Origin of the sequence: Streptomyces sp. NPDC047108 (genome assembly GCF_040643575.1) — a bacterium.
In the GTDB taxonomy this organism is placed as follows: Bacteria; Actinomycetota; Actinomycetes; order Streptomycetales; family Streptomycetaceae; genus Streptomyces.
Map to the genome: position 1 here is coordinate 202,713 of NZ_JBEYUP010000009.1, position 13,529 is coordinate 216,241.

Genomic DNA, 13,529 nt, shown 5'->3' on the forward strand with positions numbered 1-13,529 from the left:
AGAGTCCCGTCGACCCGCCACCCACTGCCAACAGCCCGCACTTGTACGGCCGTTGGAGCGTCGCTGCGGGGTGTGCGGCTCAGCGGCGGCAGAGGATTTCGCCGTGGAGCACGGCGAACCAGCCGTCCTCCCGCCGTCCCCACTCCCGCCACGCGTCCGCGATCCGCCGCAGCTCCTCCGGGGTGGCGTGGCCGCCGTCGACGGCCCGGCGCGCGTACGAGGACTCGGTCGTGCGGTCCGCCCACAGGCCGCTCCACCACGCGCGTTCCTCGGGCGTCGCGAAGCACCACGTGGCCGCCGTGGGCGTGACGTCGGTGAAGCCCGCCTCCCGCGCCCACGCCAACAGGTGCCGCCCGGCGTCCGGTTCGCCGCCGCTCGCCCGCGCCACCCGTTCGTAGAGACCCAGCCATGCCTCCAGACCCGGTACGGCGGGGAACCACGTCATCGCCCGGTAGTCGGAGTCGCGCGCCGCGACGACGCCTCCCGGCCGGCAGACGCGCCGCATCTCGCGCAGGGCCGCCACCGGTTCGCCGACGTGCTGGAGCACCTGATGGGCATGGACGACGTCGAAGGAGGCGTCGGGGAAGTCCAGGGCGTGGACATCGGCTACGGCGAAGTCCACGGTGTCCAGGCCGCGTTCGGCGGCGGCGCGGCGTGCGTCGTCCAGGATGCCGGGTGCCGCGTCGACCGCGGTGACGCGGCCCGGGGCGACGAGCGCGGCGAGGTCCGCGGTGATGGTGCCCGGGCCGCAGCCCACGTCGAGCACGGAGAGGCCGGGGCGCAGTTCGCCGAGGAGATAGGCCGTGGAGTTCGCGGCCGTGCGCCAGCGGTGGGAGCGGAGCACGGACTCGTGGTGCCCGTGCGTGTAGACGACGGCCTTCTCCGGCTGCGGGGTCATGGGCGGTCCTCCCTCGGGCTACGGGGGCCCACGGCGCTGTCGGCCTCCGCTCCGCAGCGTACGCCTCCGTCTCGCATGGCGAGAGATGCGTATCACATGCCGGACGGCAGCTCGGTCGGGCGGTAGACCGTCAGGGCCTCGACCGCCTTGTCGAGGAGGAACGCCGAGGGTGCGGGCGCCACTTCGCCGTCGTACGCCAGGTGCGTGCCCGGCGGCAGGCCGGAGACCCGCAGTGTGCGCACCCCGCCCGCCGAGTAGACGGGTGAGCGCCGGGGGAGTCCCGTCACGGCCGCAGCGAGCAGCCGCGTCCGCGCGAACCGCCCGCCGTGCGCGATCCGGATGTCCAGCAGCCCGTCGGCCAGGTCGTAGCGCCACGCCGGGGCCAGGCCGACACTGCGGTACGTCCCGTTGCCGGCGAACAGCAGCCACATCGAGCGCCGCCGCCCGTTCACCTCGGCCGTGACCGGCCGCGCGGTGCGCAGCACGTGCAGCGCCCCGAGCAGGACGGCCGGGGGAGCGCCGAGCCGCGGGGCCCACCGTTCCCGCGCCCGTACGAGATCGGGGTACGAGCCGATGCTGAAGGTGTTCAGGAAGTGGACCGCCGCATCGTCCCCCCGCTGGTCCGGGGCCGGAGGCCCGTCCGGAGTCGTCGGCTCCGGGGTCATCCGGCCGACGTCCACCCGTACCGCGCTGCCCGTCACCACCGCGCCGAAGGTGTCCTCGCAGCTCTCCACCCCGAGATCACCGGCGAAGTGGTTGAACGTGCCGTTCGGCAGGACGGCCAGCGGCACGCCGTACCGCATCGCGACGCCGGCCGCCGCGTTCACCGTCCCGTCGCCGCCGCACACGCCGAGCGCCCCGCCGCGGCTCGCCACATCGGCGGCCGCCTCCTCCAGGGTCCCGCCGAGCGGGCCCGCGTCCGGCTCGTGGAAGACCACCTCGGCCTTGGGCAGGGCAGCCCTCAACTGCCGTACGCGGTCGGCCAGTGCGGCCGGTGGGCCCTGACCCGAACCGGGGTTGACGACCACGGTCAGCCCGTCGCCGCCGGTCAGCGCGGGCGCGTCGGCCCGCGGCCGGGCAGGCGGCGGAAGTTGACGGCGCGTCGGGACCAGCCCGCGCACGGCGAGCGCCGCGCCCGCGCCCAGTGCCGCACCGGCCACCACGTCGCTGGGGTAGTGCACGCCCGTGTAGATCCGGGAGAACGCCACCGAGGCGGCGACGGGCGCCAGCACGGCGCCCCACCGTCGAGACTCCAGCGCCGCGCCGACCGCGAAGGCGGCGGCGGAGGCCGAGTGACCCGAGGGGAAGGAGGTGGTGATCGGCTGCTGGGCGAGCCGCCGTACCAGCGGTACGGCGTGCAGGACCGGCCGTTCGCGGCCGAACGAGCCCTTCACCACGGTGTTGACGGTCGCCGAGGCCAGCGCGAGCGACGCGATCCCGCGCGCGGCGGCGCGGCGGGAGCGCGGATGCCCCAGCGCCCACATCGCGCCCGCGATGCCGAACCAGAGGCGGCCGTGGTCGGCGCTCCGGGTCAGCCGGGGGAGTACGCCCTCGGCGCCCGGCCAGTGGCGGGAGGCGACGTGGTGGAAGAGGGCCCGGTCCACCCGGCCCGGCCACCGTCGGCCCCGTCGCTTCGTCTGTGCGTACCCGAACAGCGCGTGCCTCCTCGGACGTCCTCATACGGTCGCGCCCCGGTCCCGCCGACCGGACGGCGGCCGTCCCGGGGCTCCTGTGTGACGCGTACCCCGCCGGCCCGGATTTCACGGCTGGTGATCGATCAGCGGGGCCGGGCCGGGTTCCACCCGGTCGTGCCCTGCCCATGGCGCGTGCGGCTGCACGGCACACCCCCTCGCCCCCGTTCCCCCGCCGTCCCGGGGCAGGACGGCGGGGGGCAGCCGCGTCGGCCGCGGCGGTCGTCGTGCTAGGCGTACGTCGACCGGCCGAGGGCCTCGACGACCTCCTGCACGTTCCTGTACGTGTCCTGCGGCGGAAGATCGCTCACGATCTCCCCCAGCCGGTCGGGCGCGTGCCGCTCCTCCAGCGTGTGAAGGAGCTGCCGTCGCTTCGCCGGGAACGGCGTGCGGGCCAGATGCCGCGCCAGCTCGAAGCGGAGTGTCTCCGCGTCGCCGATCGACCCGCGCGCCGGGACCGGGCCCCAGGTGACCTCCGGGTCGTCGTCCGCGGCGGGTTCGGGGTCGTGCCACTCCTCGGCCCGGGTGGGGTGACCGGAGCGAAGCAGGCCCTGCAGCTCGTGCTTCATCTCGTCGTCCCGGTGCACATTGAGCCGGTTGCTCCCACGCTCCATGGAGTCCTCTCGTCCTGATCGGTCGACCGGTCCGCGGGGGCCGCGGACCGTCGGTCGTATCGATCCGTCGGGATCTGCTTCGGTCGTGCGACGCGGGTACCCGTCGTGCGGACAGCAACACGGCTGCGCTGCGTGGCCGCCCGGCCCGCGCAGGTGAGGGAAGGGAGTGGCCCCATGGCCGACCTCGGACGGCGGGGAGGCGGCGTCGACCCGGCCGCGCTCGACGAACCGCAGCTCATCAAGGAGCTCGAGACGATCCACCGCACCCGCCACGAGACCCTGATGTACGGGTCCCCGGACGCCCTGGACCGGCACACCTCGCGCATGGCGGAGCTGGAGGCCGAATATCTGCGGCGGCACCCGGACCGGTACGTGGCCTCGGGCCGCACCCGGGACGGCGCCAGGGCCAGGACCTGCGGCTGAGGGCCTGAGGGTGGGCGATCCGGGGACGGGGGACGTTCGCCGGGCGAGTTTGGGGGCAGACGGGTGGGCAACCCGGAATCCGGCCCGAGCGGCCGTGAGTTGGGGAGAAGAGGGACTCCGGGCCCGGGACTTCAGGGATCCCGGGCCCGGAGTATGTTTCGGGCATTTAGGACGTTTGGTGATGGTGAGCGGGGTCACTCGGTCCTGAGTCCGCGGCGTTGTCCACCAGCGCGCGCGGGCGCTCAGGGAAGGGACAGGGCCCATGGCGTTGTTGCTCGCCCTACTCATGCCGATCGTGATGCTCATCGTGGTCTGCGCACTCGGCCGCTATGAGGAAGCGCTGCTGAAACCTCCGGCAGGGCTGGTCACGACTCCCCCGTCGTTCACGCCTGAAGAAGGAGGCGAGGACACGTGACGGACACCTCTCAGGGCACGAGATCCACCACCTCACAGGGCACGAGATCCACCCGCCCCGCGGAATCCGAGGCCCGGAAGACCTCGGCGCCCCCGGCGGCCCCGGTGGAGGCCCAAGGGAACGGACACCGTACGAGCCCCTCGCAGGACGGAAAGTCCGTCGGCGTACTCGTGAAGCAGGCATCGGAACAGCTGTCCGACCTCGTCCGCAGCGAACTCCGACTCGCCCAGGCAGAGATGGTCGCCAAGGGCAAGCGCGCCGGTCTGGGCGGGGGATTCTTCGGCGGGGCGGGCCTCATGGCCTTCCTCGCCCTGCAGGCGCTGGTGGCCGGAGGCATCGCGGCCATCGCCCTGAAACTCCCCGTCTGGGCGGCCGCGCTGATCATGGCCGGCGGTCTGCTGCTGCTCGCGGCCGGACTCGCACTGTTCGGCCGGATGGAGACCCGCAAGGTCACACCGCTCAAACCCGAGCAGGCCATCAGCGGGGTCAAGGCCGATGTCGAACGCATCAAGGAGAGGGCACACCGATGAGCGAGAGCCCCGAGGAGCTGCGCGGACAGGTCAACGAGGCCCGCGAACGACTGGGCGCCACGGTGGAGGAGCTCGCGGCCAAGGCCGACGTCAAGGGCAGGGCCCAGCACAAGGCGGCGGAGGTCAGGGAACGCATCCAGGCCCGGGCGGCCGAGGCCGGCCAGCACGCCAGGGACACCGCCTCGCACGCCCGCCACGCGATGCAGGACCGCACGTCGCAGGCGCGGCACACGGTGCAGGACCGCTCGTCCCATGCCCGTCACGCCGCGCAGGACCGTGCCTCGCACGCCGCCCACGAGGTGCAGGAGAAGACCTCCCGCGCCCGTCATGCGGCACAGGACCGTACGTCCGGTGCGGCGCACGCGGCGCGGGACCGTACGTCCGGTGCGGCGCACGCGGCGCAGGACCGGACCTCCCGTGCGGGGCACGCGGTGCACGACCGGACCCCGGACCACCTCTGGTCCGCGGCCTCCCGGGCCGCCAGGAGCGGGCAGGAGCGTCCCGTACCGACCGCTGTCGTCGGCGGCCTGGTGGTGCTCGCGGCGGTGGCGGCCACGCGCGGGATGCGCGGACGGCACGGCGGGCGCGGCGGCCGTCACCACGGCTGGGGCACCGGCCCCGGCGGGAGGTGGTGAGTCATGGGCAGGATGCTCTACAAGGTGCTGGCCATGGTGTCCGGCATCGTCGGCGGGATGGTCGCGGGCGCGATCTTCAAACGGGTCTGGCGTCTGCTGCCCGGCCAGGACCGGCCACCGGCCCCCACGGACGAGGACCGCACGTGGCGCGAGGTGCTGCCCGCCGCGGCCCTGCAGGGGGCGATCACCGCGGGCGTGCGCGCGGGGGTCAAGCGGGGCGAGGCCAGCGGGATGCGCCGCCTGACGGGCACCTGGCCGACCTGAACACGGCGCGGTCCGGGCCCGTGCCGGGCGGTCACCCGGAGCCCGGCCGGAGCCTGGAGCCCTAGGCCCGGGCGGTGGACCCAGGGCCCATGGCCGCGGCCCCGGGACCGCGGAGCCCGGGGCCGCCCCCGGCGCCCTGAGCCGCCACCGCGCCGGCCGCCTCCGGCGGTCGCCCGGTGGAGTGCGGATTTCCACCCGTCCGGATGCGTCCGCCGCCTCTCGTGGCTACGTTGGAGGTAGTCCCGCGACCGTGGTTCACGCCCATCGGCCGGGCAGCGAAACCGTGCTTCGGACCGGAGGCACGCCCGCGGGAGCAGCTGCGCCCGCCCGGGTGTCCCTGGCCCGTCCCGGGCGCATTCCTCAGCTCCCGCGGTGAACAGAACCGCGTAAGGGGAGCTGTTCTCATGACGACCGTACGAGCACGGGGCAAGGCCCAGGCCAAGCGCCCCTCCGCGAAGCACCCGCATGACGACGCCCCCGACACCACCGCCGAGTTCCAGGTCCTCGCCGACCTCCCCGACGGCCCGGAGAAGGAGGCCCTGCGGCAGCAGGTCGTCCAGGCATGGATACCCATGGCCGAGCGTCTGGCCCGGCAGTTCCGCAATCGCGGTGAATCGCTGGAAGATCTTGAACAGGTCGCCGCCCTCGGTCTGGTGAAGGCCGTGATCCGCTACGACCCGGCGCGCGGCACGGCGTTCGAGAGCTTCGCCGTCCCGACCGTGGTCGGCGAGGTCAAGCGGCACTTCCGCGACCACATGTGGGGCCTGCACGTGCCCCGCCGCGTCCAGGAGCTGCGCAACCGCGTACGGACCGCCCACCGCGAGCTGTCCCACTCCCTCGACGGACGCGGACCGGACGTCCAGGAGATCGCCGAGCACACCGGGCTCACCGAGCAGGAGGTCCGGGTGGGCCTGGAGGCCCTGGACAGCTACACCCCGCTCTCGCTCGACGCCGAGCTGCCCGGCTCCGAGGACGGCTACGCCCTGCTGGACACCCTCGGTGACCAGGACGCGGGCTACGACCTGGTGATAGACCGTGAGGCCCTCAAGCCCAAGCTGAGCAAACTGCCCGAGCGCGAACGGCAGATCCTCTACATGCGGTTCTTCTGCGACATGACCCAGAGCTGCATAGCCGAACAGCTCGGGATCTCCCAGATGCACGTCTCCCGGCTCATCAGCCGTACCTGCGCCTCGCTCTGCGACCAGGTCATGGCCGACGCGAACTGACGCCGACGCCAGTTGGCACCGGCGCGAACCGGCACCGGCGCGAACCGACACCGGCGCGAACCCGCCCCCGTGGGCGTGCCGCCGCCGGGCCGCCGGAACGCGCCACCAAGCGGTTCCTCCCGTTGCCCGCCGTCACGTTGCCGCCCGTCGGCGATCTGCGAGGGTGGAGGTCCGGGCCCTTCGGTGGAGGGGGCACCGGGCGCGGACCGACCCTGCGGAGGTGGGTGATGGAGCGGCGGACCGCACCCGTGGCACGCGGCCCGGCGCCGTTCGGGCCGCCGGAGTCCGAGCCCGGCCTGCCGGTCCTGCCGGAACTGGCCGCCCTGCTCGCCGGGGCGGCGAGCGTGGAGGGCCCCGAGCCCGTCGGTGGCGGACCCGCCCTGCGCGAAGCGGCCTGCGGCTACTGGGCACGGCGCGGGCTGCCGACCGACGCCGTGCACGTCGCCGCCGCCCCCGGCGCCGAGTCGCTGCTCCTCGCCCTGCTCGCCGCGACGGGCGGGGACATCCTGCTGTCCCGCCCCTGCGCCGCCTGGTACGTCCCGCAGACCCGCATCCTCGACCGGCACGCCTACCACGCCCCCGTCCCCGCCGAATGCGGCGGCGTGCCCGACCCGTTCGCGCTGCTGGAGACCGTACGGCGGGTGCGCCGCGAGGGCGGCGACCTGCGGGTGCTCCTGCTGTCCGTGGCCGACGACCCGACCGGGACCATCGCGCCGCCCGAGCTGATGCACGAGGTCTGCGAGGCCGCGGTCGAGGAGGACCTGCTCATCGTCAGCGACGAGACGTACCGGGACACCGTGCACGACCGCGGTGGTGCGGTGTTGCTGAGCCCCGCGGAGATGCTGCCCGACGACGTCGTCGTGCTCTCCGACCTCGGCGCGGCCCTCGTACCGCCCGCCTGGCCCTCCGGGATCGCGCGGTTCCCGCACACCCCGCGCGGTGCCGAACTGCACGCCGCAACGCTCGACGCGCTGTCCGGCCTGCGCGCCGTCCTCGCCGGACCCGTCGCGGCCGCCGTCACCCACGCGCTCGCCGAGCCCGAACCCGTCACCGCCCGCAGAGCCGCCGCGGTCCGCCTGCAGGCCGTCCTCGCACCGGCCTTGCACCGCACGGTCACGGCCGGCGGCGTCCTGGCCCGTCCGCCCCGTGCGGGTACCCACCTCTACGCCGATCTGGACCCGCTGCGCCCCGCCCTGACCGAGCGCGGCATCACCGACTCCGTCGAGCTGGAGGACCACCTCACACGCCGCGTCGGTGCCCCCGTCCCGGGCGGCCACCGCTTCGGGGACGGACCGGACGGCCTGCGCGTGCGCTTCTCGACGGCGCCCCTCCTCGGCAGGACCGACGACGAGCGCCTGCGCACCCTCACCGCCCCGGACCCTCTCGAATTGCCGCACGTCGAGGAGGCCTTGAGGCTGTTCGGATCAGCACTCGCTGAACTGAACGGAGGTCCGCGATGACGGAACGGACCGAGCGTCCCCTCGCCGGGACCCCCGGACACACCGGGACGCCCCATGAGTCCGGAGCGGGCTCCCGGCCCGGCGCGGGCTCCGCCACCACCCGTCCCGCACCGCGTACGCCCGGCGAGATCCGCGTCTGGCCCAGGTCGTTCGCGGGACGGCTGACCGCACCGCTGCCGTGCGTACGGGATTTCGTGCGCATGGCGCGGGAGGGCGGGATGCGGCCGGCCGGAGAGGAGGCGCGGCGCGACATCCCGCGCATCCCCGTCGAGCCGGCGCCGCTGCCCGAGGCGGGGCCGGAAACCGTCACCGTCACCTGGGCGGGCCACGCCAGTTGGGTGCTGCGCATCGGCGGCCTGACCGTCCTCACCGACCCCGTGTGGTCCCGCCGCATCCTGGGCACGCCGGCACGCATCACCCCCGTCGGGGTCCGCTGGGAGGACCTGCCGCGGATCGACGCGGTCGTCATCAGCCACAACCACTACGACCACCTGGACGCGCCCACGCTCCGACGGCTCCCGCGCGACACCCATCTGTTCGTACCGGCGGGGCTCGGTGCGTGGTGCCGGCGCCGCCGCTTCATCCGCGTCACCGAACTCGACTGGTGGGAGGCGGTGGAACTGCCGTCCGACGAGGGCGGCGTGCGGTTCGACTTCGTCCCCGCCCACCACTGGAGCAAGCGGACCCTGACCGACACCTGCCGGTCCCTGTGGGGCGGCTGGGTGCTCACCGACGCGCGGGGGCGGCGCGTCTACTTCGCGGGCGACACCGGGTACGGCCACTGGTTCCGCGAGATCGGGCGCCGCATCCCCGGCATCGACCTGGCCCTGATGCCCATCGGGGCGTACGACCCCGGCTGGATCCTCCGCCCCGTGCACACCGACCCCGAGGAGGCCGTCCTGGCGGTCCGGGACCTCGGCGCGCACGTCATGGCGCCCATGCACTGGGGGACGTTCCTGCTCTCCGCCGAGGCGCCGCTCGAACCGCTGACGCGCGTCCGCGCGGCCTGGGAGGCGGCGGGGCGGTCGCGCGAGGACCTCTGGGACCTGCCGATCGGCGGCTCGCGCGTCCTGGGCGCCTGAAGACGCGTCCTGGGCGCCTGGAGACGCGTCCTGGGCGCCTGGGACCGGCCCGCTCGCGCGGCCACCTCGGACGCCGTCAGCCCTCGCCGGTCCGGCGATGCGACGCCAGGCGCCGCCACACCCGCGGCACCGCGCTGATCAGCAGGGTCAGGGCCACCGCCGCCAGCACGCCCTCCCACGGTTCGGCGAACAGCGAGCCGCCCGCGATCCCGATCAGCCCGTACGCCGCCGCCCACGCCAGAGCGGCCGGTGCGTCCCCGTGCGCGAACCCCCGCAGCGGCATCCGGGCCAGCAGGCACGCCACCATCACCGGGATACGGCCCGCGGGCAGGAGCCGGGAGACCACCAGGACCGGCACGGCGTGCTCGCCCAGCTTGCGCCGCGCCGCGTCCAGCCGGCCGGGGTCCGCGCGGTCGCGCAGCCGGTCCAGCAGACGCGAGCCGTTCTCCGAACGCACGCCGCGCAGCCCCAGCCAGTACAGGGCGACGTCGCCGAGGAACGCCGCAAGCGCCGCCACGGCGAAGACCGCGAGCAGAGCCGGGGGCGAGCCCTGGTGGAAGGCGACCACGGCCGCCGTGCTGACGAGGGCGCCGGTCGGCAGCACCGGGACCAGCGACCCGAGGGCTACCAGCACGAACAGCGTGGGGTAGCCGACGGCCTGCTGGGTCGACTCCGGCGGGACCGCGTCGACCACGCCCTGTGCCGCCTCCCGCACCGCCTCGGGGAACAGCGCGAGGATCACCGCGCCACCCCCGGCCGTACGCTCTCGCCGTGCGCCAGCCGGTGCACCACGACGTCCGGCGCCAGCCGCCCCGCGTGGCGTACGAACTCCTCGCCCGGCGCGTGGAATTCATGCGGCCTGACCGGGTCCATCCCGATCGGCCAGTACGTGCCGTAGTGCACCGGAACGGCGCTGTGCGGGGTCAGCCGGGCGAGCGCCTGCGCTGCCCGTGCGGCGTCGAGGTGGCCGGGTCCGAGGTACGGGCCCCAGCCCCCGACCGGGAGCAGCGCCACGTCGCACGGCCCGACCTCCTCGGCCATCTCCGCGTAGAGACCGGTGTCTCCGGCGAAGTACGTCCGGGCCTCGCCGTGCACGACGTAGCCGAGCGCGGGGGACCGGCGCGGCCCGTACGGCAGTCTGCGCCCGTCGTGGGCGGCCGGCACGGCGCGGATCACCACATCGCCGACCGCGACGTCGTCACCCGGCACCACCTCGGTCAGGTGCAGCCCGGCGCCCCACAGCTGCCGCAGGCGCGGCACCGCGCGCTGGGCGCCGTAGGGCAGGACGAGCCGGGTGCCGGGCGCGAGCCGCGCGAGGGACGGCAGATGGAGGTGGTCGGCGTGCAGATGGGAGACGAGAGCGACGTCCGCGACGGCGGCCTCGGGCGGCGGCAGCGCTCCCCTGCGGCGGCGGAGATGCGCCAGGCGCCGGACGAAGAGCGGGTCGGTGAGCACCCGCACCCCGGAGTCCACGACGGTCGCGGTGGCATGACCCCACCAGGTGATCTCCACCGGCATGCGCCACCTCCCGCTGCTCACGCCCCGGCCCGTCCGGCCGCCCGTCCGGGATCCGCTCCGGCCGTCGGGCTCCGCCGCGGGCCGCGCGTCGAGGCGGGCTCGCGCACTGTCGAGCGTAAGCGCTGCGGTGGCGGTGATCCCCGGCCTCTCGTCCCTTTCCCGGGCGGAGTGCGCCGGGAACGCCTCGGCACCCCGGATTCCGGCCTGCCGGGAACGAGGGCTGCACGAGGCGCGGGCGGACCATAACCCCCGTCCGTGTGACGCTCGGTCCTCCGCGCGCCGAACCGGCCCGCCCGCCGGGGGAGTTGTCCGGCGGACCGGTGCGGTCGCGTCCGGCGTGCCGGACCTTCTCGTACAGCCATGTCGTCGTTCCGCCCGACGGCCGCCGTCCGGACCCTCCTCGCGCCTCCCCGGGCGGCAGCGGCGACGGGCTTCTTTGGCACGATGGTCGCGGGGGCGCGGACCGTGCCGCCGCGCAGGCCGGGGGACCGAACGCCAACTCGCCCCGGCCGCAGCCCAGTTGCCGCACCGGCCGACTTCCGGAGGATTGCGTGAACGCGACACCCAAGACCGTGGCCGTGCTCGGACCCGGTGGGGTCGGCGGGTTCGTCGGTGCCCTGCTGGCCCGCGCCGGACACCGCGTCATCTGTCTGGCCGGGGCGGACACGGCCGGGGTGCTGAGTCGCGACGGGCTGAGCGTGACCAGCGCGCGCTACGGCGACTTCACGGTGCCGGTCGCCGCGGGCACCGAGCTGACGGAGCCGGTCGACGCCTGTCTGATCGCCGTCAAGGAGACCGCGCTCGAAGCGGCCTGCGACCGGGTACCGCCGGACGTCCTCGGCTCCGGCACGGTCGTTCCGTTCCTCAACGGCATCGAGCACGTCGCCCGGCTCCGCGAGCGTTATCCGGCCGAGCAGGTCGCCGCGGCCACGATCATGGTCGAGTCCACCCGTGTCGCGCCGGGGAGGATCGAGCACACCAGCCCGTTCGCCGCGATGGACCTGGCCGGCGCCACCGTGCCCGGGGAGCGTCTCGCCGCGACCGGGGAGCTGCTGGCGGACAGCGGGATGAGGGTGACCGTGCGGGAGGACGAGGAGGTCATGCTCTGGGACAAGTTCGCCCTGCTCGCCCCGCACGCGCTGCTCGCCACGCGCTACGGGACGCCGGTCGGCGGCCTCCGTACCGACCGGCGTGCGGAACTGCGCGCCGTTCTCGACGAGATCACCGGCGTGGCGCGGGTGGGCGGGTCGGCGGTCGAGGCGGAGCAGGTGCTGGCCGCCTTCGACCGCATGCCCGCGGGGACGAAGCCGTCGATGCTGCGTGACGCCGAGGCCGGGCGGCCGCTGGAGCTGGAGGCCATCGGGGGCGCGCTGCTGCGGGCGGCGGAGCGGTACGGCGTCGAGGTGCCCCTCACGTCGCGGATCGTCGCGGAACTCCGCGCCCGCTGAACGGGCCACGGGGCCACGGGGCCACCGGGGCGGGACGGAAGCCCTGGCCGTGCGGGTGCGCCGGCGCGCCGCGGAATCCGTTCCGGACGGATCCGCGCGGACGGGAATGCGCCCCGGCCGAAGATCGTTGAAGCGGGGAGCAACTGTCCGACGAAAGAAGGATCGCCTCTCGTGAGCAAGGTCCCCGAGATCCCCCTGAACAACGGCGTCCGCATGCCCCAGATCGGATTCGGCGTCTGGCAGGTGCCGGACGCCGAGGCGGAGCGGGCGGTGGGCATCGCGCTGGAGGCCGGCTACCGCAGCATCGACACCGCCAGGGTGTACGAGAACGAGGAGGGCACCGGGAGGGGCATCGCCGCCTCCGGCGTCCCCCGCGAGGAGCTGTTCGTCACCACCAAGCTGTGGAACAGCGCGTCCGAGACGTGGACGCGGGACAACGTCCTCCGGGAGTTCGACGCCTCCCTGGACCGGCTCGGTCTGGACTACCTGGACCTCTATCTCGTCCACTGGCCGCGTGCGGTGCGCGAGGACTACCTCGACATCCTTCGCGCCTTCGACGAGATCAACAAGAGCGGCAGGGCGCGGGCGATCGGCGTCTCGAACTTCAAGCCCCCGCACCTGCGGCGGGTCATCGACGAGACCGGGGTCGTCCCCGCGGTCAACCAGATCGAGCTGCACCCCTATCTGCAGCAGGCCGAGTCCCGCGCCTTCCACGCCGAGCACGACATCGCGACCGAGGCCTGGTCCCCGCTGGGCCAGGGCAAGGACCTCCTCGAGGACCCGGTCGTCGCCGGGCTGGCGCGCAAGCACGACCGTACGCCCGCGCAGATCGTCCTCCGCTGGCATCTGCAGACCGGGAACGTCGTGATTCCCAAGTCGGTCACCCCGGACCGGATCCGCGAGAACATCGCCGTGCTCGACTTCGAGCTGGACGCGGACGACGTCGCCGCTGTGGCGGGCCTGGACAGCGGGAAGCGGTTGGGGCCCGACCCCGACACCTTCGACTGGAACTGAGCCCTCGCCGGCGACCCCACGCCGCCGCATGACGGCGGGACGCAGAGTGCCGCCCGGTGGGAGCCGGGCGGCACCTCGCCCTCGCGGCCTCTCCGTGGCTACAGCGGTACGACGTTGAGCGCCCGCAGGTCGCCCCCCGCGTCCTTCGTCAGCTCGTACGACACATGCTGATCCTTGGTCAGGTTCGCGATCACGTTGAGCGCGGTCTCGTCCACGGCGACATCGGGGCTCCCGTCGTCCGGAACGAGGTAGCCGAAACCTCGGTCGGCGTCGTAGAACTTCACCGTTCCTGTGGGCATCGCGTCACTCTT

At 74.4% G+C, this 13,529-nt stretch carries 16 protein-coding genes; 10 read left to right on the forward strand and 6 right to left on the reverse strand.

The genetic code is table 11. The features are described from left to right. Positions 1-79: 79 nt before the first annotated feature. The 3 genes from ABZ822_RS20265 to ABZ822_RS20275 form a co-directional block, all read right to left on the reverse strand. Entirely contained in the window at positions 80-898 is an 819-nt protein-coding gene (locus ABZ822_RS20265) for a methyltransferase domain-containing protein (protein WP_360855611.1), read from the reverse strand. A gap of 92 nt (positions 899-990) precedes the next feature. Continuing rightward, complete coding sequence (locus ABZ822_RS20270; protein ID WP_360855614.1) at positions 991-2,502, reverse strand: phosphatase PAP2 family protein; 1,512 nt, start codon at positions 2,500-2,502, stop codon at positions 991-993. 317 nt (positions 2,503-2,819) lie between these two features. Next, positions 2,820-3,203: a DUF2795 domain-containing protein gene (locus ABZ822_RS20275; RefSeq protein WP_360855617.1), complete on the reverse strand. Its 384-nt coding sequence runs from the start codon at positions 3,201-3,203 to the stop codon at positions 2,820-2,822. A 174-nt stretch (positions 3,204-3,377) separates the two neighbouring features. Between ABZ822_RS20275 and ABZ822_RS20280 the strand changes: the two genes are divergently transcribed. From ABZ822_RS20280 to ABZ822_RS20315, 8 genes are all read left to right on the forward strand, one after another. Next, positions 3,378-3,626 (forward strand): DUF6158 family protein, encoded by a 249-nt coding sequence (locus ABZ822_RS20280; protein ID WP_360855620.1) that lies wholly within the window; start codon positions 3,378-3,380, stop codon positions 3,624-3,626. Between the two features lie 262 nt (positions 3,627-3,888). Then, a complete protein-coding gene (locus ABZ822_RS20285; protein WP_360855624.1) occupies positions 3,889-4,041 on the forward strand; it encodes a hypothetical protein in 153 nt (50 codons plus the stop codon). Then, complete coding sequence (locus ABZ822_RS20290) at positions 4,038-4,571, forward strand: phage holin family protein (RefSeq protein ID WP_360855627.1); 534 nt, start codon at positions 4,038-4,040, stop codon at positions 4,569-4,571. Before ABZ822_RS20285 ends, ABZ822_RS20290 begins: the two co-directional genes overlap by 4 nt. Next, a complete protein-coding gene (locus ABZ822_RS20295; RefSeq protein ID WP_360855630.1) occupies positions 4,568-5,206 on the forward strand; it encodes a DUF3618 domain-containing protein in 639 nt (212 codons plus the stop codon). The genes ABZ822_RS20290 and ABZ822_RS20295 overlap by 4 nt, the downstream gene beginning before the upstream one ends. A 3-nt stretch (positions 5,207-5,209) precedes the next feature. Next, positions 5,210-5,470: a DUF4235 domain-containing protein gene (locus ABZ822_RS20300; RefSeq protein WP_360855632.1), complete on the forward strand. Its 261-nt coding sequence runs from the start codon at positions 5,210-5,212 to the stop codon at positions 5,468-5,470. 404 nt (positions 5,471-5,874) lie between these two features. Further along, entirely contained in the window at positions 5,875-6,696 is an 822-nt protein-coding gene (locus ABZ822_RS20305; RefSeq protein WP_360855635.1) for an RNA polymerase sigma factor SigF, read from the forward strand. 227 nt (positions 6,697-6,923) lie between these two features. Further along, the gene (locus ABZ822_RS20310; RefSeq protein ID WP_360855638.1) at positions 6,924-8,156 is read left to right on the forward strand and encodes an aminotransferase class I/II-fold pyridoxal phosphate-dependent enzyme; all 1,233 of its coding nucleotides are present in this window, start codon (positions 6,924-6,926) and stop codon (positions 8,154-8,156) included. After that, complete coding sequence (locus tag ABZ822_RS20315) at positions 8,153-9,238, forward strand: MBL fold metallo-hydrolase (protein ID WP_360855641.1); 1,086 nt, start codon at positions 8,153-8,155, stop codon at positions 9,236-9,238. The genes ABZ822_RS20310 and ABZ822_RS20315 overlap by 4 nt, the downstream gene beginning before the upstream one ends. A 76-nt stretch (positions 9,239-9,314) precedes the next feature. On the opposite strand, the gene ABZ822_RS20320 is transcribed toward ABZ822_RS20315, so the two are convergent. Both ABZ822_RS20320 and ABZ822_RS20325 read right to left on the reverse strand, forming a co-directional pair. Further along, a complete protein-coding gene (locus tag ABZ822_RS20320) occupies positions 9,315-9,977 on the reverse strand; it encodes a VTT domain-containing protein (RefSeq protein WP_360855745.1) in 663 nt (220 codons plus the stop codon). Further along, positions 9,977-10,756: an MBL fold metallo-hydrolase gene (locus ABZ822_RS20325; protein ID WP_360855644.1), complete on the reverse strand. Its 780-nt coding sequence runs from the start codon at positions 10,754-10,756 to the stop codon at positions 9,977-9,979. The genes ABZ822_RS20320 and ABZ822_RS20325 overlap by 1 nt, the downstream gene beginning before the upstream one ends. A 551-nt stretch (positions 10,757-11,307) precedes the next feature. On the opposite strand from ABZ822_RS20325, the gene ABZ822_RS20330 reads away from it, so the two are divergent. Together ABZ822_RS20330 and ABZ822_RS20335 are read left to right on the forward strand one after the other, a co-directional pair. Further along, positions 11,308-12,204 (forward strand): 2-dehydropantoate 2-reductase, encoded by an 897-nt coding sequence (locus ABZ822_RS20330; RefSeq protein ID WP_360855647.1) that lies wholly within the window; start codon positions 11,308-11,310, stop codon positions 12,202-12,204. Between the two features lie 171 nt (positions 12,205-12,375). After that, positions 12,376-13,218, forward strand: coding sequence for an aldo/keto reductase (locus ABZ822_RS20335; RefSeq protein WP_360855650.1), 843 nt, complete (start codon positions 12,376-12,378; stop codon positions 13,216-13,218). 98 nt (positions 13,219-13,316) lie between these two features. Here the strand turns inward: ABZ822_RS20335 and ABZ822_RS20340 are convergent, their stop codons facing one another. Then, entirely contained in the window at positions 13,317-13,517 is a 201-nt protein-coding gene (locus ABZ822_RS20340) for a cold shock domain-containing protein (RefSeq protein WP_360855653.1), read from the reverse strand. Between the last annotated feature and the right edge of the window lie 12 nt (positions 13,518-13,529).

What these genes read in the sequence shown, in the direction of transcription:
- ABZ822_RS20265 (WP_360855611.1), bottom strand. Translation starts at nt 898, where the DNA reads ATGACCCCGCAGCCGGAGAAGGCCGTCGTCTACACGCACGGGCACCAC.
- ABZ822_RS20275 (WP_360855617.1), bottom strand. Translation starts at nt 3,203, where the DNA reads ATGGAGCGTGGGAGCAACCGGCTCAATGTGCACCGGGACGACGAGATG.
- ABZ822_RS20280 (WP_360855620.1), top strand. Translation starts at nt 3,378, where the DNA reads ATGGCCGACCTCGGACGGCGGGGAGGCGGCGTCGACCCGGCCGCGCTC.
- ABZ822_RS20285 (WP_360855624.1), top strand. Translation starts at nt 3,889, where the DNA reads ATGGCGTTGTTGCTCGCCCTACTCATGCCGATCGTGATGCTCATCGTG.
- ABZ822_RS20295 (WP_360855630.1), top strand. Translation starts at nt 4,568, where the DNA reads ATGAGCGAGAGCCCCGAGGAGCTGCGCGGACAGGTCAACGAGGCCCGC.
- ABZ822_RS20300 (WP_360855632.1), top strand. Translation starts at nt 5,210, where the DNA reads ATGGGCAGGATGCTCTACAAGGTGCTGGCCATGGTGTCCGGCATCGTC.
- ABZ822_RS20305 (WP_360855635.1), top strand. Translation starts at nt 5,875, where the DNA reads ATGACGACCGTACGAGCACGGGGCAAGGCCCAGGCCAAGCGCCCCTCC.
- ABZ822_RS20310 (WP_360855638.1), top strand. Translation starts at nt 6,924, where the DNA reads ATGGAGCGGCGGACCGCACCCGTGGCACGCGGCCCGGCGCCGTTCGGG.
- ABZ822_RS20315 (WP_360855641.1), top strand. Translation starts at nt 8,153, where the DNA reads ATGACGGAACGGACCGAGCGTCCCCTCGCCGGGACCCCCGGACACACC.
- ABZ822_RS20325 (WP_360855644.1), bottom strand. Translation starts at nt 10,756, where the DNA reads ATGCCGGTGGAGATCACCTGGTGGGGTCATGCCACCGCGACCGTCGTG.
- ABZ822_RS20340 (WP_360855653.1), bottom strand. Translation starts at nt 13,517, where the DNA reads ATGCCCACAGGAACGGTGAAGTTCTACGACGCCGACCGAGGTTTCGGC.